19 protein-coding genes are annotated in these 23969 nt (G+C 67.9%); 16 read left to right on the top strand and 3 right to left on the bottom strand.

The annotated features are described in order from the left end of the window. Positions 1–8: 8 nt before the first annotated feature. On the bottom strand, positions 9–1640 hold the full coding sequence (locus tag ACSFBM_RS12470) for an inorganic phosphate transporter (protein ID WP_435484619.1): 1632 nt from the start codon (positions 1638–1640) through the stop codon (positions 9–11). Between the two features lie 155 nt (positions 1641–1795). On the opposite strand from ACSFBM_RS12470, the gene ppk2 reads away from it, so the two are divergent. Both ppk2 and ACSFBM_RS12460 read left to right on the top strand, forming a co-directional pair. Next, the gene (gene ppk2 / locus ACSFBM_RS12465; protein WP_435484618.1) at positions 1796–2719 is read left to right on the top strand and encodes a polyphosphate kinase 2; all 924 of its coding nucleotides are present in this window, start codon (positions 1796–1798) and stop codon (positions 2717–2719) included. 60 nt (positions 2720–2779) lie between these two features. Then, positions 2780–3823 carry an extracellular catalytic domain type 1 short-chain-length polyhydroxyalkanoate depolymerase gene (locus ACSFBM_RS12460; RefSeq protein ID WP_435484617.1) on the top strand — a complete coding sequence of 348 codons (1044 nt, stop codon included), beginning with the start codon at positions 2780–2782 and terminating at the stop codon, positions 3821–3823. A gap of 88 nt (positions 3824–3911) precedes the next feature. On the opposite strand, the gene ACSFBM_RS12455 is transcribed toward ACSFBM_RS12460, so the two are convergent. Then, positions 3912–4256 carry a hypothetical protein gene (locus tag ACSFBM_RS12455; RefSeq protein ID WP_435484616.1) on the bottom strand — a complete coding sequence of 115 codons (345 nt, stop codon included), beginning with the start codon at positions 4254–4256 and terminating at the stop codon, positions 3912–3914. Continuing rightward, positions 4240–4782 carry a nucleotidyltransferase domain-containing protein gene (locus ACSFBM_RS12450; protein ID WP_435484615.1) on the bottom strand — a complete coding sequence of 181 codons (543 nt, stop codon included), beginning with the start codon at positions 4780–4782 and terminating at the stop codon, positions 4240–4242. The genes ACSFBM_RS12455 and ACSFBM_RS12450 overlap by 17 nt, the downstream gene beginning before the upstream one ends. Before the next feature lie 138 nt (positions 4783–4920). Here ACSFBM_RS12450 and ACSFBM_RS12445 point away from each other — a divergent pair, with 138 nt between their 5' ends. The 14 genes from ACSFBM_RS12445 (at position 4921) to ACSFBM_RS12380 (ending at position 23959) form a co-directional block, all read left to right on the top strand. Then, positions 4921–5247 (top strand): nucleotide pyrophosphohydrolase, encoded by a 327-nt coding sequence (locus ACSFBM_RS12445; RefSeq protein WP_435484614.1) that lies wholly within the window; start codon positions 4921–4923, stop codon positions 5245–5247. Between the two features lie 143 nt (positions 5248–5390). Next, positions 5391–6659 carry an urea ABC transporter substrate-binding protein gene (gene urtA, locus ACSFBM_RS12440; RefSeq protein WP_093058616.1) on the top strand — a complete coding sequence of 423 codons (1269 nt, stop codon included), beginning with the start codon at positions 5391–5393 and terminating at the stop codon, positions 6657–6659. A gap of 185 nt (positions 6660–6844) precedes the next feature. Further along, on the top strand, positions 6845–8392 hold the full coding sequence (gene urtB, locus ACSFBM_RS12435; protein WP_435484613.1) for an urea ABC transporter permease subunit UrtB: 1548 nt from the start codon (positions 6845–6847) through the stop codon (positions 8390–8392). A gap of 121 nt (positions 8393–8513) precedes the next feature. Beyond that, a complete protein-coding gene (gene urtC / locus ACSFBM_RS12430) occupies positions 8514–9740 on the top strand; it encodes an urea ABC transporter permease subunit UrtC (RefSeq protein ID WP_435436242.1) in 1227 nt (408 codons plus the stop codon). Beyond that, positions 9737–10615 (top strand): urea ABC transporter ATP-binding protein UrtD, encoded by an 879-nt coding sequence (gene urtD / locus ACSFBM_RS12425; protein WP_435484612.1) that lies wholly within the window; start codon positions 9737–9739, stop codon positions 10613–10615. The genes urtC and urtD overlap by 4 nt, the downstream gene beginning before the upstream one ends. Before the next feature lie 12 nt (positions 10616–10627). Next, complete coding sequence (gene urtE, locus ACSFBM_RS12420; protein ID WP_435484611.1) at positions 10628–11320, top strand: urea ABC transporter ATP-binding subunit UrtE; 693 nt, start codon at positions 10628–10630, stop codon at positions 11318–11320. A gap of 132 nt (positions 11321–11452) precedes the next feature. Beyond that, the gene (locus ACSFBM_RS12415) at positions 11453–12703 is read left to right on the top strand and encodes an MFS transporter (RefSeq protein ID WP_435484610.1); all 1251 of its coding nucleotides are present in this window, start codon (positions 11453–11455) and stop codon (positions 12701–12703) included. 128 nt (positions 12704–12831) lie between these two features. Beyond that, positions 12832–14379 carry an alkaline phosphatase D family protein gene (locus ACSFBM_RS12410; protein ID WP_435484609.1) on the top strand — a complete coding sequence of 516 codons (1548 nt, stop codon included), beginning with the start codon at positions 12832–12834 and terminating at the stop codon, positions 14377–14379. An 82-nt stretch (positions 14380–14461) separates the two neighbouring features. Then, positions 14462–15472 (top strand): aldo/keto reductase, encoded by a 1011-nt coding sequence (locus ACSFBM_RS12405; protein ID WP_435484608.1) that lies wholly within the window; start codon positions 14462–14464, stop codon positions 15470–15472. A 470-nt stretch (positions 15473–15942) separates the two neighbouring features. Then, entirely contained in the window at positions 15943–17463 is a 1521-nt protein-coding gene (locus tag ACSFBM_RS12400; RefSeq protein ID WP_435484607.1) for an efflux transporter outer membrane subunit, read from the top strand. Between the two features lie 4 nt (positions 17464–17467). After that, complete coding sequence (locus ACSFBM_RS12395) at positions 17468–18673, top strand: efflux RND transporter periplasmic adaptor subunit (RefSeq protein ID WP_435484606.1); 1206 nt, start codon at positions 17468–17470, stop codon at positions 18671–18673. Then, complete coding sequence (locus tag ACSFBM_RS12390) at positions 18670–21843, top strand: efflux RND transporter permease subunit (protein ID WP_435484605.1); 3174 nt, start codon at positions 18670–18672, stop codon at positions 21841–21843. The genes ACSFBM_RS12395 and ACSFBM_RS12390 overlap by 4 nt, the downstream gene beginning before the upstream one ends. A 38-nt stretch (positions 21844–21881) precedes the next feature. After that, a complete protein-coding gene (locus tag ACSFBM_RS12385) occupies positions 21882–22580 on the top strand; it encodes a heavy metal response regulator transcription factor (RefSeq protein ID WP_435484604.1) in 699 nt (232 codons plus the stop codon). Next, complete coding sequence (locus ACSFBM_RS12380) at positions 22577–23959, top strand: heavy metal sensor histidine kinase (RefSeq protein WP_435484603.1); 1383 nt, start codon at positions 22577–22579, stop codon at positions 23957–23959. The genes ACSFBM_RS12385 and ACSFBM_RS12380 overlap by 4 nt, the downstream gene beginning before the upstream one ends. Positions 23960–23969 lie beyond the last annotated feature (10 nt).

Genomic DNA, 23969 nt, shown 5'->3' with positions numbered 1-23969 from the left:
GTGCGTGATCAGAAAAAGCGGGTGAACAGCCAGTACAGCGACCCCGACAGCAGCATCGCCACCGGCAGCGTCAGCACCCAGGCCAGCGCAAGGTTGCGCAGCGTGGACATCTGCAGGCCCGAGCCGCTGGCCGTCATGGTGCCGGCCACGCCGGACGACAGCACGTGCGTGGTCGACACCGGCAGCCCGTACATGTCGGCCGCGCCGATGGTGACCATGGCCACCAGTTCCGCCGAGGCGCCCTGGGCGTAGCTCAGGTGCGTCTTGCCGATCTTCTCGCCCACGGTGACCACGATGCGCTTCCAGCCGATCATCGTGCCCAGGCCCAGCGCAATGGCCACGGCCACCTTGACCCACAGCGGAATGAAGCGCGTGGCGCTGTCCAGTTCCTCGCGGAACGCGTTCACACGCATCTTCGTCTCGGCGTCGAACTTCGCGGCGCCGCTCTTGTCGAGGTGGCGAATGGCTTCCGAGGCCAGGTACATGTCGTTGCGCACGTTGGCCACGGCCTCGGCCGGCACCGCGGCCAGCGAGCCGTGCTTGCGCACCTGCTCGCCGATGCTGCCGGCGGTGGCGGCCAGCGCCGGCACCACGGCCGGCGTGAACTCGCGGGTGCGCACATAGGTGGAGAGCGTGTCGCGCGCCGCGGCGGGCTGCAGCGCCGGCAGCGAGGTCGGCACGCCGCGGCTCAGCGTGTTCTGCGCCATCTCGGCCACGGCCACGAACTTGATGGTCTCGTTGGCGGGCATCGCGCGGTTCAGCGCATAGGCCATCGGCACCGTGCCCACCAGGATCAGCATGATCAGCCCCATGCCCTTCTGCCCGTCGTTGGAGCCGTGCGCGAACGACACGCCCGTGCAGGTCAGGATCAGCAGGCCGCGGATCCACCACGGCGGCGGCGCGCTGCCCTTGGGTTCTTCGTACAGCGCGCGGTTCTTCACGAAGGCGCGCAGCGCCAGCAGCAGCAACGCGGCGCAGCCGAAACCCACCAGCGGCGACAGCAACAGCGAGTAGCCCACCTTGGTGGCCTGCGCCCAGTCGACGCCGCTGGTGCCGTCGCGCCCGTGCATCAGCGCATTGGCCACGCCCACGCCGATGATCGAGCCGATCAGCGTGTGCGAGGAAGAGGCCGGCAGCCCCAGCCACCACGTGCCCAGGTTCCAGATGATCGCGGCGATCAGCAGCGCGAACACCATGGCGAAGCCTGCGCCCGAGCCCACCTGAAGAATCAGCTCCACCGGCAGCAGCGCGATGATGCCGAAGGCCACCGCGCCGCTGGACACCAGCACGCCCAGGAAGTTGAAGAAGCCCGACCACACCACCGCGAAGTTGGGCGGCAGCGAGTGGGTGTAGATGACGGTGGCCACGGCGTTGGCCGTGTCATGGAAGCCGTTGACGAACTCGAAGCCCAGCGCAATCAGCAGCGCCACGCCCAGCAGGATGTAAGGCACCCAGGTGGTGACCGGCGCCCCCGAGGCGGTGACGTCGCCCACCAGGCTCCAGGCCGTGAAGAGCAGCCCCGCGGCCAGCAGCCCCACGAAGGTGATCAGCGTGACCGGGCCGGGCTTGGCGTCGAGCTTGGGCCGGTGCGCGGCGGGCGCTGGCGGCATCTCGGCGTGGGGGGCGGCGAGGGTGTTCATGGCGGCATTTTTTAGGCTGTTGGTATGCCGCGGATGGTGTTCCGGCCATATGACAACTTTGTGTCGGGACCTGTAAAAGAGCGTTCGTCCGTCACGCAGCGGTCATATGCGCAGCGCAGCATGCTTTTTCCTTCGCCTTCCCATTCGAGCTTTCCATGATGCTGAACAGCGCCCTCCCGGACCACGAAGACCTGATGCAACGCATCGCCCGCGACCTGATCGACAGCTACGACGAAGAGCTCGAGCTGGAAATCGAGGACCGCAACATCGACGGCCTCGACCCCGCGGCCGATGCCACCGCCGACAAGGCCGCCCGCCAGGCCTACTTCAAGGAACTGTTCCGCCTGCAGGGCGAGCTGGTCAAGCTGCAGGACTGGGTGCAGCACAGCAAGCAGAAGGTGGTCATTCTTTTCGAAGGCCGCGACGCGGCGGGCAAGGGCGGCGTCATCAAGCGCATCACGCAGCGCCTGAACCCGCGCGTGGCCCGCGTGGCCGCGCTGCCGGCGCCCAACGACCGCGAACGCACGCAGTGGTACTTCCAGCGCTACGCCGCGCACCTGCCGGCGGCCGGCGAGATGGTGCTGTTCGACCGCAGCTGGTACAACCGCGCCGGCGTCGAGCGCGTGATGGGCTTTTGCAGCGATGACGAGTACGAGGAATTCTTCCGCACCGTGCCCGAGTTCGAGAAGATGCTCGTGCGCTCGGGCATCAAGCTCATCAAGTACTGGTTCTCCATCACCGACGACGAGCAGCACATGCGCTTTCTCGGCCGCATCCACGACCCGCTCAAGCAGTGGAAGCTCAGCCCCATGGACCTGGAAAGCCGCCGCCGCTGGGAGGAATACACCAAGGCGAAGGAAATCATGCTGGAGCGCACCCACATCCCCGAGGCGCCGTGGTGGGTGGTGCAGGCGGTCGACAAGAAGAAGGCGCGCCTGAACTGCATCAGCCACCTGCTGGGCCAGCTGCCCTACAACGAAGTGCCGCACCCGACGGTCGAGTTGCCCGAGCGCGTGCGCCATGCCGACTACCTGCGCCAGCCCGTGCCCGCCAACATGATTGTTCCGGAAATCTACTGAGGCGCACTCCGGCGGGCGGTCACCGTTAGGCCGGTCGGCGCTTTGCGTTCACACTGCGCCATGGCCCGTCGTTCCACCGCTTCCGTCTTCGCCCGCGCTTACCAGCGCAACCTGCGTGCGCTGACCAAGGTCACGCTGACCAGCAGCAAGCGCATTGCCGGCAAGGTGCAGCGCGCCGCCGCCCAGCGGCTCAAGCCGCCGCCGGGCAAGGGCGACTGGCTCAGCGGCATGGCGATGGGGGCGGGCGGGGCGCGGGGCTATCACCTGTTTCGCCCGGCCGACCTGCAGCTCGCGCCCGGCGAGAAGCTGCCGCTCATGGTCATGTTGCACGGTTGCGGCCAGACCGGGCGCGACTTCGCGGCCAGCACCCGCATGAACGCGCTGGCCGTGCGCCAGCGCTTCCTGGTGCTCTATCCCGAACAGGACCGGCTGGCCCATCCGCAGGGCTGCTGGAACTGGTACGAGCGCCGCTCCGGCAAGGCAGACGCCGAGGCCGCGACGCTGATGGCCGCGGTCGACCAGGCCTGCGTGCTCTATCCGGTGGACCGCGACCGGGTGGCGGTGGTCGGGCTCTCGGCCGGCGCCAGCATGGCGGCGTTGATCGCCACGCGCTATGCGAACCGCTTTCGCGCGGTCGTCATGCATTCGGGCGTGGCGCCCGGGGCTGCCAAGTCGTCGGCCACGGCGCTGGGCGCGATGCGTGGCCAGAACGTGCCGCCCATGCCCACCACGGCGGTCGGCAAGGCCATGGGCGCGGCCGCCGTCTTCGCCACCTTGCCGCCGATGCTGGTGCTGCACGGCGATGCCGACGCCGTGGTGGCGCCGAGCAATGCCGTCAGCAGCGCCGTGGTGTGGGCGACGGCCCTGGGCGCGAAGCCCGGGCCGCCGCGTGGCATGCAGCGCGGCAAGCGGCGCGCGATGCGCGTGACCGATTTCAAGCGCAAGGGCCGCACGGTGGTCACGCTGTGCGAGATCGCGGGGCTGGGCCACTCGTGGAGCGGCGGTGCGTCCGCGCTGATGTTCAGCGACCCGACGGGGCCCGACGCCACGCGCATGACGTGGGCGTTTGCGGCTGCGCAGTTCAAGGCTGCGGCGAAGGGCTGAGCGGCGTCAGCCGCTGGGCGGCAACGGGAGCTCGCCCAGCTTCGAGGCCACGCGCTGGCACGCGGCGATCAGGTCGCGAACGATGCGTTCATCCACATTCAGATCGCCTTCGTACTCGCCGAGGTTTCGTATCTCGTGGCCTTTGGCCAGCACGCGCCACACCTCCGGACCGAGCGAAGGTATGCGGCAGCACCTGGAAGACGATGAAGCGGTTGCTCGACCGGTAGCCATGCCAGCGCAGCGCCGCGAGGCACATCGCATGTGCTGCGTTGTAGGCCAGATCGAACCGGCCTTCGACGGAGAGCTGCATCACCTGGGCATCCGCCAGGCGCGCGAGGCCGGAGCGCATCAGGCCCGCGAATTCGCGGGCGTCCGGCGGCTCTGCGGCGAGCGGCTTGGTCGGGCCGCAGAGGTTTTCAAGCGGGGAGGGCATCCGCGTTGCCGATGACCCAGAGCTTGGGCTGTTCCATGACGCGCCTCACGAACGATTCGCCATCCTTGTGTTTTCGCATGAGTTCCTTCTGGGTGAACAGGGTCGGGTTCACTGTACGGCCGAGTTGCGCCGACACTGCGTCGAGCGCAAGAAACAGATCCGAATACGCAAGTTCTTCACTGATCAACAGCAGGTCGATGTCGCTCGCGGCCGTGTCGCTCTTCTTGGCGACCGAGCCGAACACGAAGGCAGCCTCGATTTTTTCAGCCAACGGTTGCAGCGCTTCGTACAGCGGGCCTGCGAGCCCGAAGGTCTTGCGCACGATGCCGCACAGCTCTTCGTAGATCGGTGCCTGGGCGTTCGCCTGGTAGTGCTTCTGATTGCCGACGCGAGACATCGTGAGCAGCCCGCTGTCCGTCAGCTGCTTGAGCTCGCGCTGCACGGCGCCGGAGCCCGCGCCGGTAAGCTTGATCAATTCGGTGAAGAAGAAGCTTCGATCCGGTTGACCGAAGAGATAGCCGAGCACGCGTTGCTGCGTGGTCGTGAACAGGGCGTCCGCGAGACCTGCGGACTTCCCGGTCTCCGGCGTCGGTGATGGAGATTTACCCATTTTGGGTAGTTTAAAGCCCAAAATGGGCTTTTGTAACCCCTGCGCACAAGAGCCATGACCAACGACCTGCAATCGCTCACCCAAGCCCTGCGCGACTTCGCCCAGGCGCGCAACTGGGAGCCGTACCACTCCCCCAAGAACCTCGCCTCCGCGCTGTCGGTGGAAGCCGCCGAGCTGCTCGAACACTTCCAGTGGCTCACCGAGGCGCAGAGCCGCTCGCTGCCGGCCGACAAGCGCGCCGAGATCGGCACCGAGATCGCCGATGTCCTGCTCTACCTGCTGCAGCTGGCCGACAAGCTCGGCATCGACGTGATCGAGGCGGCCAGAAGCAAGATGGTGCTGAACGCGCAGAAGTACCCCGCGCCGCCGCCGCCCGCCTGAATCCTTTGAACGGGGCGAACCGGCTGAGTACCTCCGTGTACGCCACCCGGCGTATTTCACCTTGATGGTGCATTCCGCAGACTCCTCTCCACGCCAGCACAGCGCTGGCGACAGGTTCAACCCACCCCGGAGCAGGAGTCCACATGCAACGTCGTTTCACACTCAAGGCGCTTACCGCCGCCGTCGCGCTGGCCAGCATTTCTGCTGCGCCCGCATTTGCCGCCGACACCATCAAGGTCGGCGTGCTGCACTCGCTGTCGGGCACGATGGCCATTTCGGAAACCGTGCTGAAAGACACGGTGCTGATGGCCATCGACGACATCAACAAGAAGGGCGGCGTGCTGGGCAAGCAGCTCGAGCCCGTGGTGGTCGACCCAGCCTCCAACTGGCCCCTGTTCGCTGAAAAGACCAAGCAGCTGCTCGGCCAGGACAAGGTCTCGGTGATCTTCGGCTGCTGGACCTCGGTGTCGCGCAAGTCGGTGCTGCCGGTGGTCGAGGAAATGAACGGCCTCTTGTTCTACCCCGTGCAGTACGAAGGTGAAGAACTCTCCAAGAACGTGTTCTACACGGGCGCGGCACCCAACCAGCAAGCCATTCCGGCGGTCGACTACCTGATGAGCAAGGAAGGCGGCGGCGCCAAGCGCTGGGTGCTGCTGGGCACCGACTACGTGTACCCCCGCACCACCAACAAGATCCTGCGCGCCTACCTCAAGAGCAAGGGCGTGAAGGACACCGACATCGACGAGAAGTACACCCCTTTCGGCCACAGCGACTACCAGACCATCGTTGCCGACATCAAGAAGTTCTCCGCTGGCGGCAAGACGGCCGTGGTGTCGACCATCAACGGCGACTCCAACGTGCCCTTCTACAAGGAACTCGGCAACGCCGGCCTGAAGGCCAAGGACGTGCCCGTGGTCGCCTTCTCGGTGGGTGAGGAAGAACTGCGCGGCGTGGACACCAAGCCGCTGGTGGGCCACCTGGCCGCATGGAACTACTTCATGTCGATCAAGAACCCGACCAACACCGCGTTCATCAAGCAGTGGAGCGACTACGCCAAGGCCAAGAACATCGCCGGCCACAAGGACAAGCCGCTCACCAACGACCCGATGGAAGCCACCTGGATCGGCATCCACATGTGGAAGCAGGCCGTGGAAAAGGCCAAGTCGACCGACACCGACAAGGTGATCGCCGCCATGGCCGGCCAGACCTTCACCGCCCCCTCGGGCATCGTGTCGAAGATGGACGAGAAGAACCACCACCTGCACAAGAGCGTGTTCATCGGCGAGATCAAGGCCGACGGCCAGTTCAACGTGGTGTGGAAGACGCCGGGTCCGGTCAAGGCCAAGCCGTGGAGCCCGTACATCGAAGGCAACGACAAGAAGCCGGATTACCCGGCTGGCAAGTCGATGTAAGTGTGTTTCTCCCTCCCCCGCCGGGGGAGGGCAGGGGTGGGGGCTGACGGCGGTCGATTCGAGCACTGCGCTTGTCCGGGCGCCGCGTGCCCCCACCCCGACCCTCCCCCGGAAGGGGAGGGAGCCAAAACCCAACTTCCACTTTCACCATGCTTCGACGAACCCTTCACTGCGCACTCGCCGCCATGCTGCTCATGGCAACGGCCGCCCACGCGCTGACCGCCGACGAAGCCCGGGCCATCGCCTCCGGCGAGTCCGAAGCCCGCATCGCCGCGCTCAACAAGGCCGTGCTCACGGCCGACGACAAGACCGCCGCCTTCATCCAGGCCATGTCCGACGACGCGGTCAAGTACACCGAAGACAAGGTCTTCGTGATGAAGGACGACAAGGGCTACGACCCCGTCACCGGCACCGAACTGAAGGTACCCGACACCGCCGAAGACGTCGTCAACAACAACCTCATGCGCGGCGCGCTCGACGCCGCGCAAGCCGCGCTCAAGCTCACCAGCAAGGACGACGCGGTGCGCGCGGAAGCCGCACGGGCCCTGTTCAAGGACCCCGACGAGTCGCGCATTCCGATGGTCGAAAAGGCGCTGGCCGCCGAGACCAACCCCAAGATCAAGGCGCAGCTCGAACGCGTGCGCGCCGCCGGCATGCTCACCAGCGCCGACAAGGCCAAGCGCCTCGTCGCCGCCAAGGAGTTGGGCAACAACCGCAACCCCGACACCAAGCTGCTGCTCAACCAGCGCCTGGCCGACGAGACCGAGGCTGACGTCAAGGTCGCCATCGTCGCCTCCATTGCCAGCATCGACAGCTCGCTGGTCTGGGGCGACCGCATCAATGCGGTGTTCAGCGGTATCAGCCTGGGCTCGGTGTTGCTGCTGGCCGCCCTGGGCCTGGCCATCACCTACGGGCTGATGGGCGTCATCAACATGGCGCACGGCGAACTGATGATGATCGGCGCCTACGCCACCTACGTGATGCAGGGCATCTTCCAGAAATACCTGCCGGAGTCGGCCTTCGGCTGGTACCTGGTGGCCGCCATCCCGGTGTCGTTCATGGCCTCGGCGCTGGTGGGCGCGGTGCTGGAGCGCGGCGTCATCCGCTTCCTGTACGGCCGCCCGCTCGAGACGCTGCTGGCCACCTGGGGCATCAGCCTGATGCTGCAGCAGCTGGTGCGCACGCTGTTCGGCGCGCAGAACGTCGGCGTGGAAAACCCCGGCTGGATGAGCGGCGGCTTCACCATGCTGAGCAACGTCACGCTGCCGTGGAACCGCATCGGCATCATCATCTTCGCGGTGCTGGTGCTGCTCGCCATGGGCTGGCTCATCGGCAGAACGCGCCTGGGCCTGTTCGTGCGCGGCGTCACGCAGAACCGTCCCATCGCTTCCTGCATGGGGGTGAACACCGCCCGCATCGACACCTACGCCTTCGCGCTCGGCTCGGGCATCGCGGGGCTGGCGGGCTGCGCGCTGAGCCAGATCGGCAACGTCGGCCCCGACCTGGGCCAGAGCTACATCGTCGACAGCTTCATGGTGGTCGTGATGGGCGGCGTGGGCCAGCTCGCGGGCACCGTGTATGCGGCGCTGGGGCTGGGCATTCTCAACAAGTTCATCGAAGGCTGGGCGGGCGCGGTGCTCGCCAAGATCGCGGTGCTCGTTTTCATCATCATCTTCATCCAGAAGCGCCCCCAAGGCATCTTCGCGATGAAAGGCCGGAGCGCGGAAGCATGACCGCCCCCAGTCTGCGCGCATTTCGTGTCGCTTCGCCAACCCCCTCGCGGGGGCAACACCTGCGGCCCGGCAAAGCCGGTTCCGCGGTGTTCCTGGACCGATCCATCAAGGCCACGCTTCTATGACCACAGTGACTCTTCCCTCGAAAGGCCCGCTGCTGAGCGGCAAGGGCTGGACGGCCTTCTTCGTCGCGCTGATCGTGGTGTGCGCGGTGGCGCCGGTGCTCAACATCTGGGTACCCGCCGACAGCCCGCTGCACATGAGCGACTACGCCGTGGCGCTGGTCGGAAAGATCATGTGCTACGCCATCTGCGCGCTGGCCATGGACCTGATCTGGGGCTACACCGGCATCCTGTCGCTGGGCCACGGCATGTTCTTTGCGCTCGGCGGCTACATGATGGGCATGTACCTCATGCGCCAGATCGGGCGCGACGGCAACTACAAGAGCGACCTGCCCGACTTCATGGTGTTCCTCGACTGGAAGGAACTGCCCTGGCACTGGACCTTCAGCGGCAGCTTCGTCATGACGCTGGTGATGATCGTCGCGGTGCCCGGCATCATCGCCTTCGTGTTCGGCTTCTTCGCCTTCCGCTCGCGCATCAAGGGCGTGTACTTCTCGATCATCACGCAGGCGATGACCTTCGCGGCCATGCTGCTGTTCTTTCGCAACGAGACGGGCTTCGGCGGCAACAACGGCTTCACCGACTTCAAGCGCATATTGAACATTCCGATCGCCACGCAGGAAATGCGCATGACGCTGTTCGCGCTCACGGGAATCACGCTGCTGGGCTTCTTCCTGTTCGCCAAGTGGCTCATCGGCAGCAAGTTCGGCCGCGTGCTGCAGGCCATTCGCGACGCGGAAACGCGCGTGATGTTCTCGGGCTACAACCCGCTGCCCTACAAGCTCACGATCTGGGTCATCTCGGCCATCATGTGCGGCGTGGCCGGTGCGCTGTACGTGCCGCAGGTGGGCATCATCAACCCGGGCGAAATGAGCGCGGCCAACTCCATCGAGATCGCGATCTGGGCGGCGGTGGGCGGGCGCGCCACGCTGATCGGGCCGATCATCGGCGCATTCATCGTCAACGGCGCCAAGAGCTGGCTCACCGTGGCCTACCCGGAGTACTGGCTGTACTTTCTGGGTGCGCTGTTCATTGCTGTCACGCTGTTCCTGCCGAACGGCATCGTGGGGTTGGTACGCAAGTGGATGTCTCGCGAGAAGACGCCCGCTGCCGCCGTGAGCGATGGCCGCGAAGAAGCGCAACGCGCCCTCGCGGCCGCACAAGGCATGGAGCCTGAGTCGCTGCTCGCGCCGCTGGCCGCCGAACCGAAGGGAGCACGCGCATGACGCCCGATCTGATGGAAGCCGGTGCCGAGCGCGCCGCGCGTGCCCACGGCCTGCCTTACGACAGCGGCAATACCGAATCTGGCGGCCGCAGCGCCGACTTCGGCCGTCACGTCACGCCGGGCGAAGTGGACGTCACGCACGGCCGCATCCTGTACCTGGAAGACGTGAGCGTGAGTTTCGACGGCTTCAAGGCCATCAACAAGCTGTCGCTGGACATCGCGCCGGGTGAGCTGCGCTGCATCATCGGCCCCAACGGTGCGGGCAAGACGACGATGATGGACATCATCACCGGCAAGACGCGGCCCGACTCGGGCACCGTGTTCTTCGGCAGCACCATCGACCTGCTGCGCCACCGCGAGGCCGACATTGCGCAGCTGGGCATCGGCCGCAAGTTCCAGAAGCCGACGGTGTTCGAGCACCTGACGGTGTTCGAGAACCTCGAGCTCGCTTTGAAGACCAACAAGGGCGTGCGCGCTTCGATGCTCTTCAAGCTCGACTCGGCGCAGAGCGACCGCCTCGCCGAGGTGCTGGAGACCATTCACCTCGCCGACAGCGTGTCGCGCCTGGCAGGCAACCTGAGTCACGGCCAGAAGCAGTGGCTCGAAATCGGCATGCTGCTGATGCAGGACCCGAAGCTGCTGCTGCTCGACGAGCCCGTGGCCGGCATGACCGACGAGGAAACGGCGCGCACGGCAGAGCTGTTCCTCACCCTCAAAGGCAAGCATTCGCTGATGGTGGTCGAGCACGACATGAGCTTCATCCGCACCATCTCCGAGATCGTCACCGTGCTGTGCGACGGCTCCGTGTTGGCGCAGGGCACGCTCGATGAAGTGCAGGCCGACGAGCGCGTGATCGAGGTCTACCTGGGCCGCTGAGGAACCGAACCCATGCTGACAGTAAAAAACATCCACCAGTACTACGGCGGCTCCCACATCCTCAGGGACGTGAGCTTTCAGGCAACCCTGGGCAAGGTCACCGTATTGCTGGGGCGCAACGGCGTAGGCAAGACCACGCTGCTGAAGTCCCTCATGGGCCTGGTGCCCATCAAGAGCGGCAGCATCGAACTCGAAGGCAAGCCGATCCAGAAAGCCACGCCCTACGACAGGGCAAGAGCAGGCATCGGCTTCGTCCCCCAGGGAAGAGAGATCTTCGCCAGGCTCACCGTCGAGGAAAACCTGCGCATGGGCCTGGCCTACAAGAGCGGCAGCACGCCCATCCCTTCGGAGCTGTACGAGCTGTTCCCCGTGCTCAAGCAGATGATCAACCGAAGAGGCGGCGACCTCTCCGGCGGGCAGCAGCAGCAGCTGGCCATCGCGCGTGCGCTGGCGCCGAAGCCGCGGCTGCTGATCCTCGACGAGCCCACCGAAGGCATTCAGCCCAGCATCATCAAGGACATCGGGCGCGTCATCCGCATGCTGGCCGACCGCGGCGACATGGCCATCGTGCTGTGCGAGCAGTACTACGACTTTGCCCAGGAACTGGCCGACGACTACCTCGTGATGGAGCGCGGCGAAGTCATTGCGCGCGGCCTCGGCAAGGACATGGAAGCGCAGGGCGTTCGCCAGCTGGTGGCCATCTGAGCTTCCTGGCCGGGCTTCCGTCGCCAAGTCCGTACAGGGCCCTTGGCAACTCCGTATCGGCAGAAATTCAGGGTTTACCCTAAAATCCGGCTTCTGCCCGCGGCCGCCGGGCACCTTCCCAGGAGCCTGGCCTTGAACGCCTCCCCACCCGCGCTGGACAGCGCGGACACCGACATTTCCGTTTCTTCTTCTTCCGCTGGCGCGCCCGTCAACTTTCTGCGCGCGGTGCTCGCGCTCGGCGTCGGCGGCTTCGCCATCGGCACCGGCGAGTTCGTCATCATGGGCCTGCTGCCCGAAGTGGCGAACGACATCGGCGTGAGCATTCCGCAGGCCGGGCACGTCATCAGCGCCTATGCGCTGGGCGTGGTCATCGGCGCACCGGTGCTCGCGGTGCTGGCCGCGGGATGGCGCCGCCGCGCGCTGCTGATCGCGCTCATGGCCGTGTTCGCCGCGGGCAACTTCGCCAGCGCCGCGGCCCCCACCTACCTGCTGCTGAACCTGCTGCGCTTCACCACCGGCCTGCCGCACGGCACCTACTTCGGCGTGGCCGCGCTCGTGGCCGCCACCCTCGCACCGCCGGGGCGCCGCGCGCGGGCCGTGGGGCTCGTCATGCTGGGGCTCACCGGCGCCACGTTGGTCGGCGTACCCATCGCCGCCTGGCTGGGCCAGGTCTTCGGATGGCGTGCGGCCTTCGTGTTCGTCGGCGTCATCGCGCTGGTGGCCATCGTGCTGCTGCGCCGCGACATTCCCGACCTGGCACCGCCGGCCGGCGCCAGCCCCTGGCGCGAGCTCGGCGCGCTCAAGCGCAAGCAGGTGTGGTTCACGCTGGGCATCGGCGCCATCGGCTTCGGCGGCATGTTCGCGGTGTTCAGCTACATCAAGCCCACGCTCATCGAAGTGGCCGGCCTGCCGCTGGGCGGCGTGCCCTTCGTGCTGGCGCTGTTCGGCCTGGGCATGGTCATGGGCAACCTCGTGGGCGCGCGCCTGGCCGACAAGTCGCTCATGCGAACCATCGGCGGCCTGCTGGTCTACGCGGCGGTGGTGCTCGCGCTGTTCACCTTCGCGGCGCACAACGTCTACACCGCGGCGTTCAACGTGTTCCTCATCGGCACCACCGTGGCCATCGGCCCGGCGCTGCAGATCCGCCTGATGGACGTGGCCGGCGACGCGCAGACGCTCGCCGCGGCGCTCAACCACTCGGCCTTCAACATGGCCAATGCGCTCGGTGCCTGGCTCGGCGGCGTGGCCATTGCCTCGGGCCTGGGCTGGACCTCGACCGGCTGGGTCGGCGCCTTGCTGGCGCTGGCGGGCATGGGCGTGTTCGGCTGGGCGGTGATGAGTGCACGCGCCGATGCGCGGCAGCCGGCGGCCGTCGCCTGCTGAGCCTTGGTGGAAGCGCCCGCTCGGGGAGCGCGTTGCATTGCATCGCCCGTCCGTGACAGGCTTGGTTGACAGCAGCGAGCGAAGCGAACGACAGTGCCGGGGATGATCTTCTCCACCTCGGCGCGCCAATGAGCACATGGCCGCTTTCGCGCCGGCGCCTGCTGTGCGGCGGTCTGGCCGCCGCGTCGCTGGGCCACCCCTTCCTACGGCTGCACGCGCAACCAGCGTCGCGCGAGTTGTTCACGCTGGGCGTGGCTTCGGGCGCACCGCGGCCCGACGGCTTCGTGCTGTGGACGCGGCTGGCGCCCGATCCGCTGCAGGGCGGCGGCATGGGCGATGTGCCTGTCGAGGTGCGCTGGGAGGTCGCGCACGACGAGGCCTTCAGGCGCATCGTGGCGAAGGGCACCGCCACGGCCGCGGCCGAACTCGCGCACGCCGTGCATGTCGAGGTGCAGGGCCTGTCGCCGGGCCGGCCGTACTGGTACCGCTTCACGGCTGCCGGTGGGCGCAGCCCCGTCGGCCGCACACGCACCAGCCCGGCCGAAACGGACGAAGCCACGCAGCCCGTGCGCTTCGCCTTCGCCTCCTGCCAGCAGTACGAGCAGGGCTTCTACGCGGCCTACCGCGACATGGCCGACCAGCCGCTGGACTTTGTCGTGCACCTGGGCGACTACATCTACGAAAGCTCCTGGGGCTCGCGCCATGTGCGCCACCACACGGGGGGCGTTCCCACGCAGCTGGGCGAGTTCCGCGACCGCTATGCGCTCTACAAGACCGACCCCCACCTGCAGGCCGCGCACGCTGCGTTCCCGTGGCTCGTGACCTGGGACGACCACGAGGTGGCGAACGACTACACCGACGACGTGTCGCCGCGCACCGCCGACCCCGCGCAGTTCCTTGCGATGCGCGCGGCGGCCTACCAGGCCTGGTACGAGCACATGCCGGTGCCCGCCAGCATGCGTCCGCGCGGCGCTGACGCGACCATCCACGGCCGCCACCGCTTCGGCCGCATGCTCGACGTGCTGCTGACCGACGGGCGCCAGTACCGCTCGCACCACGCCTGCCTTTCGGGCCGCAGCGCCTCGCCGCTGGCCGACTGCGCCGACCGCTTCGCGCCCGGGCGCAGCTTCTTCGGCGCGGCGCAGGAGGCCTGGCTGGCACGCGAGCTCGCGGCGCCGCCCGCACGCTGGACCGTCATCGCGCAGCCCACGCTGCTGGCCGAGGCCGACCGCAAGCGCGGCGCCGAGCACGGCTACTGGATGGACGGCTGGGACGGCTACGCCGCGGCCCGCGCGCGCCTGCTCGACGGCATCGCAGCCAACAAGGCGAACGGCGGCAACACGCTGGTGGTCAGCGGCGACGTGCATGCCTTCTGGGCGGCCAACCTGCGGCGCGACGCACAGGAGCCGGCCATCGCGACCGAGTTCGTCGGCGGCGCCATCACCTCCGAAGGCCCGAGCGGCGCGAGCGTGACGAACTTGCTCGCCAAGAATCCGCACCTGCGCTACGGCCGCGCTGACAAGCGCGGCTACGCGCTCATGACGCTCGATGCGCGCGGCTGCGCCGTGGAGTTCCGCGCGGTGGACGACGAGAAGCAGGCCGACTCGGGCGTGCAGGCCATGGCCCGCTTCAGCGTGGAGCGCGGCGCGCCCGGCGTGCATGCCGAGACCGCCTGAAACCCGCACCGCCTGCAGGATCGCGCGGCCGTGTCTATGATGGCCGCCGCCCTTTCCCTCACTCTTGCAGAGCGAAAACACCATGAGCATTCCCACCACCCGTCTCGGCCGCACGGGCCTCACCGTGTCGCGCCTCGCCCTCGGCACCATGACCTTCGGACTGCAGACCGACGAGACGGTGTCGCACCAGATCCTCGACAAGGCAGCCGAAGGCGGCATCAACTTCCTCGACACCGCCGACGTGTACCCGCTGGGCGGCACCGTCGAGACCACCGGCCGCACCGAGGAGATCATCGGCCGCTGGCTGCAGAAGCAGGGCCCCGCGGGGCGCCGCCGCTTCGTCGTCGCCACCAAGGCGGTCGGCAAGGTCGGCCCGAACAGCTGGGACCAGGGCGCGTCGCGCAAGCATTTGCTGGACGCCATCGACGCCTCGCTCAAGCGGCTGCAGACCGACCACGTCGACCTGTACCAGCTGCACAGCGACGACCGCGAGACGCCGCTCGAAGAGAGCCTGGAGGCGCTGGACATCATCGTGAAGTCGGGGCGTGCGCGCTACATCGGCGTGTCGAACTTCCTGGCCTACCGGCTGGCGCGCGCGCTGGGCAAGGCCGAGCTTCACAAGCTCACGCGCTACGTGTCGGTGCAGCCGCGCTACAGCCTGCTGTTCCGCGAGATCGAGCGCGAATTGCTGCCGCTGGTGGGTGAAGAGGGCTTGGGCGTGATTCCCTACAACCCGCTGGCCGGCGGGTTGCTGACCGGCAAGTACAAGCCCGGTGCGAAGCCCGAGGAGAACACCCGCTTCACGCTCGGCACCGCCGGCAACATGTACCAGGACCGGTACTGGAACGAGCGCAGCTTCAACACCGTGACGCAGCTGCACAAGCTGGCGGACGAAGCCGGCGTGCCGCTGGCGACGCTGGCGGTGGCGTGGGTGATGGCGAATCCGCTGATCACCGCGCCGCTGCTCGGGGCAAGCCGGCCGGATCAGCTGGACGCGACCCTGGCCGCGGCTGAATACAAGCTGGACCCGGCGTTGAAGCAGAAGCTGGACGATCTGACCTCCGAGTACCGCAAGGGCGACGCCCCGCGCTGATCTTGGGTCTTCCTCCTTCCCCTCCCGGGGGAAGGCCGGGATGGGGGCAAGCGGCCTTCGCGTAGACGCTGCGCTTATGCACACGCCGTCGTGCCCCCACCCCAACCCTCCCCCGGAAGGGGAGGGAGCAAGAGGGTCCCCGCTCCTTCCCCCTTTGGGGGAAGGCTGGGATGGGGGCAAGCGGCCTTTGCGTAGATGCTGCGCTTATGCAGACGCCGCCGTGCCCCCACCCCGGCCCTCCCCCGGAAGGGGAGGGAGCAAGAGGGTCCCGCTCCTTCCCCCTTTGGGGGAAGGCCGGGATGGGGGCAAGCGGCCTTCGAAAAGGCGCTGCGTTGTTGCGAGCGCCGCCGTGCCCCCACCCCAACCCTCCCCCAGCGGGGGAGGGAGCAACAGCCACAACGGGAAACTGTCAGAACTGTCAGTTAACCGACAGCGAGCGGTTCGATGCAGGTACCTAGAGTGCCTTCATCATGGATTCTTCCGCCGCAATTCCCCCATCGCGCAAGGCCTTCGCGCCGTCCGCCATCGCGCTGGCCGCCTTGCTCCTCGCAGGCTGCGCCGTCGGCCCCGACTACGTTCGCCCGCAGATGGACGTGCCGGTCGCCTACAAGGAAACCGGCGGCCCCTGGAAAACCGCCGCCCCGCAGACCATCGACGCCGCCCACCCCTGGTGGGATGCCTACGGCGACAGCACGCTCGGCGACCTGATCGTGCAGGCCAATGCGGCCAACCAGAACATCCGCGTCGCCGAGGCCCAGTACCGCGAGGCGCAGGCCATCACCGCCGCGGCGCGCGCCAGTTTCTTTCCGACGGTCGGCTTGAACGCCGGTGCCAGCCGCGCGCAGACCAACAACACCGGCACCGTCAAGCTGGGCACCACCGACACGCTCGGCCTCGCCGCCAGTTGGGAGCCCGACATCTGGGGCGCCGTGCGCCGCTCGGTCGAGGCCGGCAGCGCCAGCGAGCAGGCCAGCGCCGACGACCTGGCCGCCGCGCGCCTGAGCATCCAGACCACGCTCGCGCAAGACTATCTGCAGATCCGCGTGATCGACCTGCAGCGCGACCTGTACGCCAGCACCACCGCCGCCTATGCCAAGGCGCTCGAACTCACGCAGCACCAGTACGCCGCCGGCACCGTGCTGCGCTCCGACGTGGCGCTCGCGGAAAGCCAGCTCAAGACCGCGCAGGCCCAGGCGGTCGACCTCGAAGCCCAACGCGCGCAACTCGAACACGCCATCGCGGTGCTCACGGGGCAGGCGCCCGCGTCGTTCTCGCTGGCGCGGCTCGAATCGCCGGCGCAGCCGCCGACGGCCGAGTCGCTGTCTTCGTCCGCCGCGTTGCGCGTGCAGCTGCCGGTCACGCCCACGGGGCTGCCGTCGGAGCTGCTCGAACGCCGCCCCGACATCGCCGGCGCCGAGCGCCGCGTGCAGGTCGCCAACGCCAACATCGGCGTGGCCAAGGCCGCGTACTTTCCGCAGATCGTGCTCAGTGCGAGCGGCGGCTTCAGCGCGGCCAGCATGGCCACGCTCTTCAACACGCCCAGCCGGGTGTGGTCGCTGGGCGCGGCGCTGGCGCAGACGGTGTTCGACGGCGGGCTGCGCAAGGCGCACAGCGACCAGGCCGTGGCCGCCTACGACGCGTCGGTGGCGCAATACAAGCAGACCGTGCTCGGCGGTTTCCAGCAGGTGGAAGACAACCTGGCCACGCTGCGCGTGCTCGACAGCGAATCCGCCCTGCAGGCCGACGCGGTACGCGCCGCGCAGCTCGCCGAGCGCCTGGCGCTGAGCCAGTACCGCGCGGGCACCGCCACCTACCTCAGCGTGGTGACGGCGCAGACGCTCTCGCTCACCAACCAGCGCACCGCCGCGCAGGTGCTGGGCCGCCAGCTGGCCGCCAGCGTGTCGCTGATCGCGGCCACGGGCGGCGGCTGGAACGCCACCGACACCACCGCCGCCACGACCGCGGCCGCATCCAAGACTTCCGGAAACTGACGCCATGACGACCACCGCAACGCATCCCCTTCTTCAGCGCCGCTCCACCTGGCTCGCCGCCGCCACGCTCGTGGTGCTGCTGGGCGGCGGCGCCTGGGCGCTCGCGCCCCATGCGGCCAACGCCGCCAAGCCCGACGCGCCCAAGACGCCGCCGGTGCAGGTGACCACCGCGCGTGTCGCCTCGCAGAGCGTGCAGGTCTACCGCTCGGGCATCGGCACGGTCGCCTCGATGGCCACCGTGACGGTGAAGGCGCGCATCGACGGCCAGCTCGACAAGGTCGGCTTCGTCGAAGGGCAGGACGTGAAGGCCGGCCAGCTGCTCGCGCAGCTCGACCCGCGCACGCTGCAGGCGCAGCTCGCGCAGGCGCAAGCCACCAAGGCCAAGGACAGTGCCCAGCTCGCCAATGCGCGCGCCGACCTCCAGCGCTACACCACGCTGCTGGGGCAGGACGCCGCCACGCAGCAGCAGGTCGATACCCAGAAGGCGCTGGTCAACCAGCTGCAGGCGACGGTGCAGAACGACGCCGCGCAGGTGCAGTACGCCGAGGTGCAGCTGAGCTTCACGCGCATCGCGTCGCCCATGAACGGGCGCGTGGGTGCGCGGCTGGTGGACCCGGGCAACATCGTCCACGCGACCGACGCCAACGGGTTGGTCGTCATCAACCAGATCGACCCCATCGCCGTGCAGTTCACGCTGCCCGAAGACGCGGTGCAGGACATCAACCGCGTGCAGCAGCAAAGCAACCAGCCGCTCGCCGTGGTGGCCTACGACCGCAGCGGCGCGCAGATGCTGGGCACCGGCAAGCTGATATTGCTGAACAACCAGATCGACACCACCAGCGGCACCGTGCAGCTCAAGGGCAGCTTCGCCAACCCGCAGCACACGCTGTGGCCCGGCCAGTACGTCAACGTGCGGCTGCAGCTCGACCGCCGGCCCGACTCGCTCACCGTGCCCGCGGCCGCCATCCAGCGCGGCCAGGACAACACCTACGTCTGGGTGATCGATGCCGAGAACAAGGCCGAGAACGTGCCCGTGCACGTGGTGCAGATCGCCGACGGCACGGCCGTGATCGACAAGGGCCTCGCGGCCGGCCAGCGCGTGGTGACCGACGGGCAGTACAAGCTCAAGCCCGGCGTGAGCACGGTCGAGCCGCCGCCCGCCGCGAAGAATGCGAACGGCAAGACGCCAGTCGCCGGGAGCGGCAATTGAGCATTTCCGCCGCCTTCATCAAGCGCCCCATCGGCACCACGCTGCTGGCACTGGCCATCCTGCTGGTCGGTGCGGCGGTGTTCCCGCTGCTGCCGGTGGCCCCGCTGCCGCAGGTCGACTTTCCGACCATCCAGGTGTCGGCCAACCTGCCGGGCGCCAGCCCGGAGACCATGGCCTCGAACGTGGCGCAGCCGCTGGAGCGGCAGTTCTCGCTCATTGCGGGCCTGTCGCAGATGACCTCGACCAGCGGCCTGGGCTCCACGCAGATCACGCTGCAGTTCGACCTGGACCGCAGCATCGACGCCGCCGCGCTCGACGTGCAGGCCGCCATCAATGCATCGACCGGCCAGCTGCCCGCCAACCTGCCGAGCCCGCCGACCTTCCGCAAGGTGAACCCGGCCGACTCGCCCATCCTGATCCTGTCGGTGCAGTCCAAGACGCTGCCGCTGACCGAGGTGAACGACTACGCCGACAACATCCTGGCGCAGCAGATCTCGCAGATCTCCGGCGTGGGCCTGGTCAACATCGGCGGCGTGCAGAAGCCGGCCGTGCGCATCCAGGTCGACCCGGCCAAGCTCGCCGCGCTGGGCCTGAGCCTGGAAGACGTGCGCACCGTGCTCGCGTCGGCCACCGTCAACGCGCCCAAGGGCACCATCGACGGGCCCAACCAGAGCTTCACCGTCTACACCAACGACCAGTTGCTGAAGGCGCAACCGTGGAACGACGTGGTGCTGGCCTACCGCAACGGCGCGCCCGTTCGCGTGCGCGACCTGGGCGTGGCGGTCGACGGCCCCGAGAACGCCAAGATCGCCGGCTGGGCCTACGCCGGCGCCGCCGCGCCCGAAGGCAGCACCGTGCAGAACGGCCGCTCCATTGTGCTGGCCATCACCAAGCAGCCGGGTGCCAACGTCATCGAAACGGTGGACCGCATCAACGCCGCGCTGCCGCGCCTGAAGGCCTCGATTCCGCCGACCGTGGAGGTCAACGCCATCATCGACCGCACGCAGACCATCCGCGCGTCGGTGAAGGACGTGGAGTTCACGCTGCTGCTGACCATTGCGCTGGTGGTGGCGGTGATCTTCGTGTTCCTGCGCAACGTGCCCGCCACGCTCATTCCCAGCGTGACGGTGCCGCTCGCGCTGCTGGGCACGGTGGCCGTCATGTACCTGCTGGGCTACAGCCTGGACAACCTCTCGCTCATGGCGCTGACCATCGCGGTGGGCTTCGTGGTGGACGACGCCATCGTGATGCTGGAGAACATCTACCGCTACGTGGAAGAGGGCATGACGGCCATGGAGGCCGCGTACAAGGGCGCGAGCGAAATCGGCTTCACCATCATCTCGATCTCGGTGTCGCTCGTTGCGGTGTTCATTCCGCTGCTGCTCATGGGCGGCATCGTGGGGCGGCTGTTCCGCGAGTTCGCCGTCACGGTCACGCTGACCATCGTGGTGAGCGTGGTGATCTCGCTCACGCTCACGCCCATGCTGTGCTCGCGCTTCCTGAAGAACGAGCATGGGCGCCAGCACGGGCGGCTCTACCAGCTGTTCGAGCGCGGCTTCGACGCCCTGCTCAACGGCTACAAGCGCGGGCTGCACGTGGTGCTCGACCACCAGTTCATCACGCTCATGGCGTTCATCGCCACGGTGGCGGCCACGGGCTTCCTGTTCGTGATCATCCCCAAGGGCTTCTTCCCGCAGCAGGACACCGGCTTCATCTCGGGCTTTGCCGAGTCGGCGCAGGACGCGTCCTTCGCGTCGATGAACTCGCGCATGCTCGAACTGGCCGACGTGGTGCGCAAGGACCCCGACGTGACCGGCTTCGGCATGAACGGCAGCTCGTCCACCTACAACACGGGCAACTTCTTCATCAGCCTGAAGCCGAAGGACGAAGGCCGCACGGCCACGGCCGACGAGATCATCACGCGGCTGCGTCCGCAGCTGGCCAAGGTGCAGGGCGTGAACCTGTTCCTGCAGGCGGGGCAGGACATCCGCGTGGGCGGGCGCTCTTCGCGCACGCAGTACCAGTACACGGTGACCGACGCCAACCTCGACGAGCTCAACACCTGGGCGCCGCAGTTGCTTGCGCGCTTCAAGCAGTTGCCCGAGATCACCGACCTGGCGTCCGACCAGCAGAACGCCGCCGCGTCGGCCGTGCTCACCATCGACCGCGACCGTGCCGCCAGCTTCGGCATCACGCCCGCCACCATCGACGCCACGCTGTACGACGCCATCGGCCAGCGCCAGGTGGCGCAGTACTTCACGCAGCTCAACAGCTACCACGTGGTGCTGGAAGTGACGCCTGCGCTGCAGCAGGACCCGGCGCTGTTCAGCAAGCTGTACCTCAACTCGCCGCTCACCGGCCAGCAGGTGCCGCTGTCGACCTTCGTGAAGGTGGACACCAGCAAGACGGCCTACCTGTCGATCAGCCACCAGGGGCAGTTTCCGGCCGTGACCATCTCGTTCAACCTGGCACCGGGCCATGCGCTGGGCGACGCGGTGGACGCCATCAACAAGGCGCAGGCCGACATGGGGCTGCCGCAGTCGCTCACCGGCTCGTTCCAGGGCACGGCGCAGGCGTTCCAGGACTCGCTGTCCTCGCAGCCCTACCTGATTGCCGCGGCGCTGGTGGCGGTGTACATCGTGCTGGGCCTGCTGTACGAGAGCTACATCCATCCGCTGACCATTCTGTCGACGCTGCCCTCGGCCGGCGTGGGCGCGCTGCTGATATTGATGGCGGGGGGCTACGACCTGAGCGTGATCGCGCTGATCGGCATCATCCTGCTGATCGGCATCGTGAAGAAGAACGGCATCATGATGATCGACTTCGCGCTCAAGGCCGAGCGCGAGCAGGGCATGTCGCCGCACGACGCCATCTACCAGGCCTGCCTGCTGCGCTTCCGCCCGATCATGATGACCACCATGTGCGCGCTGCTCTCGGGGCTGCCGCTGATGCTGGGCCACGGCTCGGGCTCCGAGCTGCGCCGCCCGCTGGGCTACGCGATGGTCGGCGGGCTGATACTCTCGCAGGCACTCACCCTGTTCACGACCCCGGTGGTCTACCTGTACCTCGACCGCGCCCACTACTGGTACCTGAGCCGCAAGGAAGCGCGCAAGGCCCGCAAGGCCGCCCGCGCCGGCGAGGCCCCGCCGGTGGCCGAAGCGCACGGCTAGAAGCCGGCAGGGACGGAGAGAGACAAGAGCACAAAAATATGAAGATCCTGATTGTCGAAGACGAGCTCAGAACCGCGGACTACCTCTCCAAGGGGTTGACCGAGCAGGGCTGCACGGTCGACACGGCGCACAACGGCATCGACGGCCAGCACCTGGCGCTCACGCACGACTACGACGTGATCGTGCTCGACGTGATGCTGCCCGGACAGGACGGCTTCTCGGTGCTGCGCGGGCTGCGCGCCGTGAAGCAGACGCCGGTCATCATGCTCACCGCGCGCGACCGCGTGGAAGACCGCATCAAGGGCCTGCACGAGGGCGCGGACGACTACCTCGTCAAGCCCTTCTCGTTCCTGGAGCTGCTCGCGCGCCTGCAGGCACTGAACCGGCGCGGCCGCAAGCAGGAGCCGATGCAGCTGCGCATGGCAGACCTGCAGGTCGACCTGCTCGCGCGCAAGGCCTTCAGAGGCGGCACCCGCATCGACCTCACGGCCAAGGAGTTCGCGCTGCTGGCCGTGCTGGCAAGGCGGCAGGGCGAAATATTGTCGAAGACCGCCATCGCCGAGCTGGTGTGGGACATGAACTTCGACAGCAACACCAACGTGGTCGAGGTGGCCATCAAGCGGCTGCGCGACAAGATCGACGTGCCCTTCGGCACCAAGCTGCTGCACACCATCCGCGGCATGGGCTATGTGATGGAGGTGCGCGACGGTGGCGAAGGGGAGGGTGCCGCCCTGTGAAGCGCTCCATCACGGCGCGCCTGGTCCTGATGTTCGCGGCGGTGGCGCTGGCCACCTTCGCGCTCACCGGCGCCGCGCTGCACGGCGTGCTGGCACGCGAGCTCGACCGCCACCAGTACGACGAGCTCAAGATCGGGCTCAAGAACATGCAGTACTCCATCGACCGCGTGGGCACCGTCGACCGCTGGGCCCGCGTGCAGGCCAAGATGGACACGCTCACGCCCGAGGACGGCAGCGTGCGCTTCTGGGTGCTGTGCGACGACCCGCGCTTCCAGTACGGCAAGGGCCTGGCCGAGATCGAGCGCATGAGCCACGACGCCGACGGCCGCGGCAGCATCCTGTTGCCGGGCCGCGCGGAGCCGATGCACACTTTGTCGGTGCACATCGAGCCGTTGCTGGACCGCCCGGCCGTGCGCTTGATCGTCGGCAGCGACTCTGCTCCCTACACCCACACGCGGCATGCATTCCTTACCGCGCTGGTGGCACTCGGCCTGGGCGCCGTGCTGGTGGTGGCGCTGGCCGGCTACTGGATCGCCCGCGTCGGGCTGCAGCCGGTGAAGCAGCTCTCGCGCGAGGCCCAGGCTTTGCGGCCCAAGACCTTGTCCCAGCGGTTGCAGTCCGGGGCGCTGCCGGTGGAGCTGTCGGCGCTGGCCGAGGCCTTCAACGGCGCGCTCGGCCGGCTCGAAGAAGCCTACGGCCAGCTCGAGTCGTTCAATGCCGACGTGGCGCACGAGCTGCGCACGCCGCTGGCCAACCTCATCGGCAGCACGCAGGTGGCGCTGTCGCGCCAGCGCAGCGCGGGCGAGTTCCAGGAGGTGCTGCAGGCCAACCTGGAAGACCTGGAGCGGGTGCGCTCCATCGTCAACGACATGCTGTTCCTGGCGCGCGCCGACCGCGGCGAGGTGGCCACCGGGCTGGTGCTCACGCCGGTGGCGCAGGAGGTGCGCAAGACCATCGAGTTCTTCGAGTTCGTGCTCGACGAAACCCGCACGCAGGTGGCCATCGAAGGCGACGTGCTGGCGCAGGCCCGGCTGGAAAGCGCGCTGTTCCGCCGCGCCATGTCCAACCTGCTGCAGAACGCCATCGAGCATTCGAAGCCGGGCGCGCAGATTGCCGTCACGCTGCGCGAGGAGGCCGCCTCGACCTGGATCACCGTGTCCAACCCCGGCGCGCCCATCGACGCGCAGCACCTGCAGCACCTGTTCGACCGCTTCTACCGGGTGGACGCGGCGCGCAACGACGGCGGCGGCGAGCACCATGGCCACGGCCTGGGGCTGGCCATCGTGAAGGCGGTGGCGAGCATGCATGGCGGGCAGGTCTTTGCGTCGAGCGAAGACGGGCTGAATACCTTCGGCTTCAGCGTATCGCGCGCCGCTTGAGAGAGCCGCT

Source organism: Variovorax pasteuri (assembly GCF_051216435.1).
In the GTDB taxonomy this organism is placed as follows: domain Bacteria; phylum Pseudomonadota; class Gammaproteobacteria; order Burkholderiales; family Burkholderiaceae_C; genus Variovorax.
Note: the sequence above shows the minus strand (reverse complement) of the source record. Positions and strands in the feature narration are given on the sequence as shown.

Excerpts from the sequence above, each read along its gene's own strand:
- ACSFBM_RS12470 (WP_435484619.1), bottom strand. The coding sequence starts at position 1,640 with ATGAACACCCTCGCCGCCCCCCACGCCGAGATGCCGCCAGCGCCCGCC.
- ppk2 (WP_435484618.1), top strand. The coding sequence starts at position 1,796 with ATGATGCTGAACAGCGCCCTCCCGGACCACGAAGACCTGATGCAACGC.
- ACSFBM_RS12460 (WP_435484617.1), top strand. The coding sequence starts at position 2,780 with ATGGCCCGTCGTTCCACCGCTTCCGTCTTCGCCCGCGCTTACCAGCGC.
- ACSFBM_RS12455 (WP_435484616.1), bottom strand. The coding sequence starts at position 4,256 with ATGCCCTCCCCGCTTGAAAACCTCTGCGGCCCGACCAAGCCGCTCGCC.
- ACSFBM_RS12445 (WP_435484614.1), top strand. The coding sequence starts at position 4,921 with ATGACCAACGACCTGCAATCGCTCACCCAAGCCCTGCGCGACTTCGCC.
- urtA (WP_093058616.1), top strand. The coding sequence starts at position 5,391 with ATGCAACGTCGTTTCACACTCAAGGCGCTTACCGCCGCCGTCGCGCTG.
- urtB (WP_435484613.1), top strand. The coding sequence starts at position 6,845 with ATGCTGCTCATGGCAACGGCCGCCCACGCGCTGACCGCCGACGAAGCC.
- urtC (WP_435436242.1), top strand. The coding sequence starts at position 8,514 with ATGACCACAGTGACTCTTCCCTCGAAAGGCCCGCTGCTGAGCGGCAAG.
- urtD (WP_435484612.1), top strand. The coding sequence starts at position 9,737 with ATGACGCCCGATCTGATGGAAGCCGGTGCCGAGCGCGCCGCGCGTGCC.
- urtE (WP_435484611.1), top strand. The coding sequence starts at position 10,628 with ATGCTGACAGTAAAAAACATCCACCAGTACTACGGCGGCTCCCACATC.
- ACSFBM_RS12410 (WP_435484609.1), top strand. The coding sequence starts at position 12,832 with ATGAGCACATGGCCGCTTTCGCGCCGGCGCCTGCTGTGCGGCGGTCTG.
- ACSFBM_RS12405 (WP_435484608.1), top strand. The coding sequence starts at position 14,462 with ATGAGCATTCCCACCACCCGTCTCGGCCGCACGGGCCTCACCGTGTCG.
- ACSFBM_RS12400 (WP_435484607.1), top strand. The coding sequence starts at position 15,943 with ATGGATTCTTCCGCCGCAATTCCCCCATCGCGCAAGGCCTTCGCGCCG.
- ACSFBM_RS12395 (WP_435484606.1), top strand. The coding sequence starts at position 17,468 with ATGACGACCACCGCAACGCATCCCCTTCTTCAGCGCCGCTCCACCTGG.
- ACSFBM_RS12385 (WP_435484604.1), top strand. The coding sequence starts at position 21,882 with ATGAAGATCCTGATTGTCGAAGACGAGCTCAGAACCGCGGACTACCTC.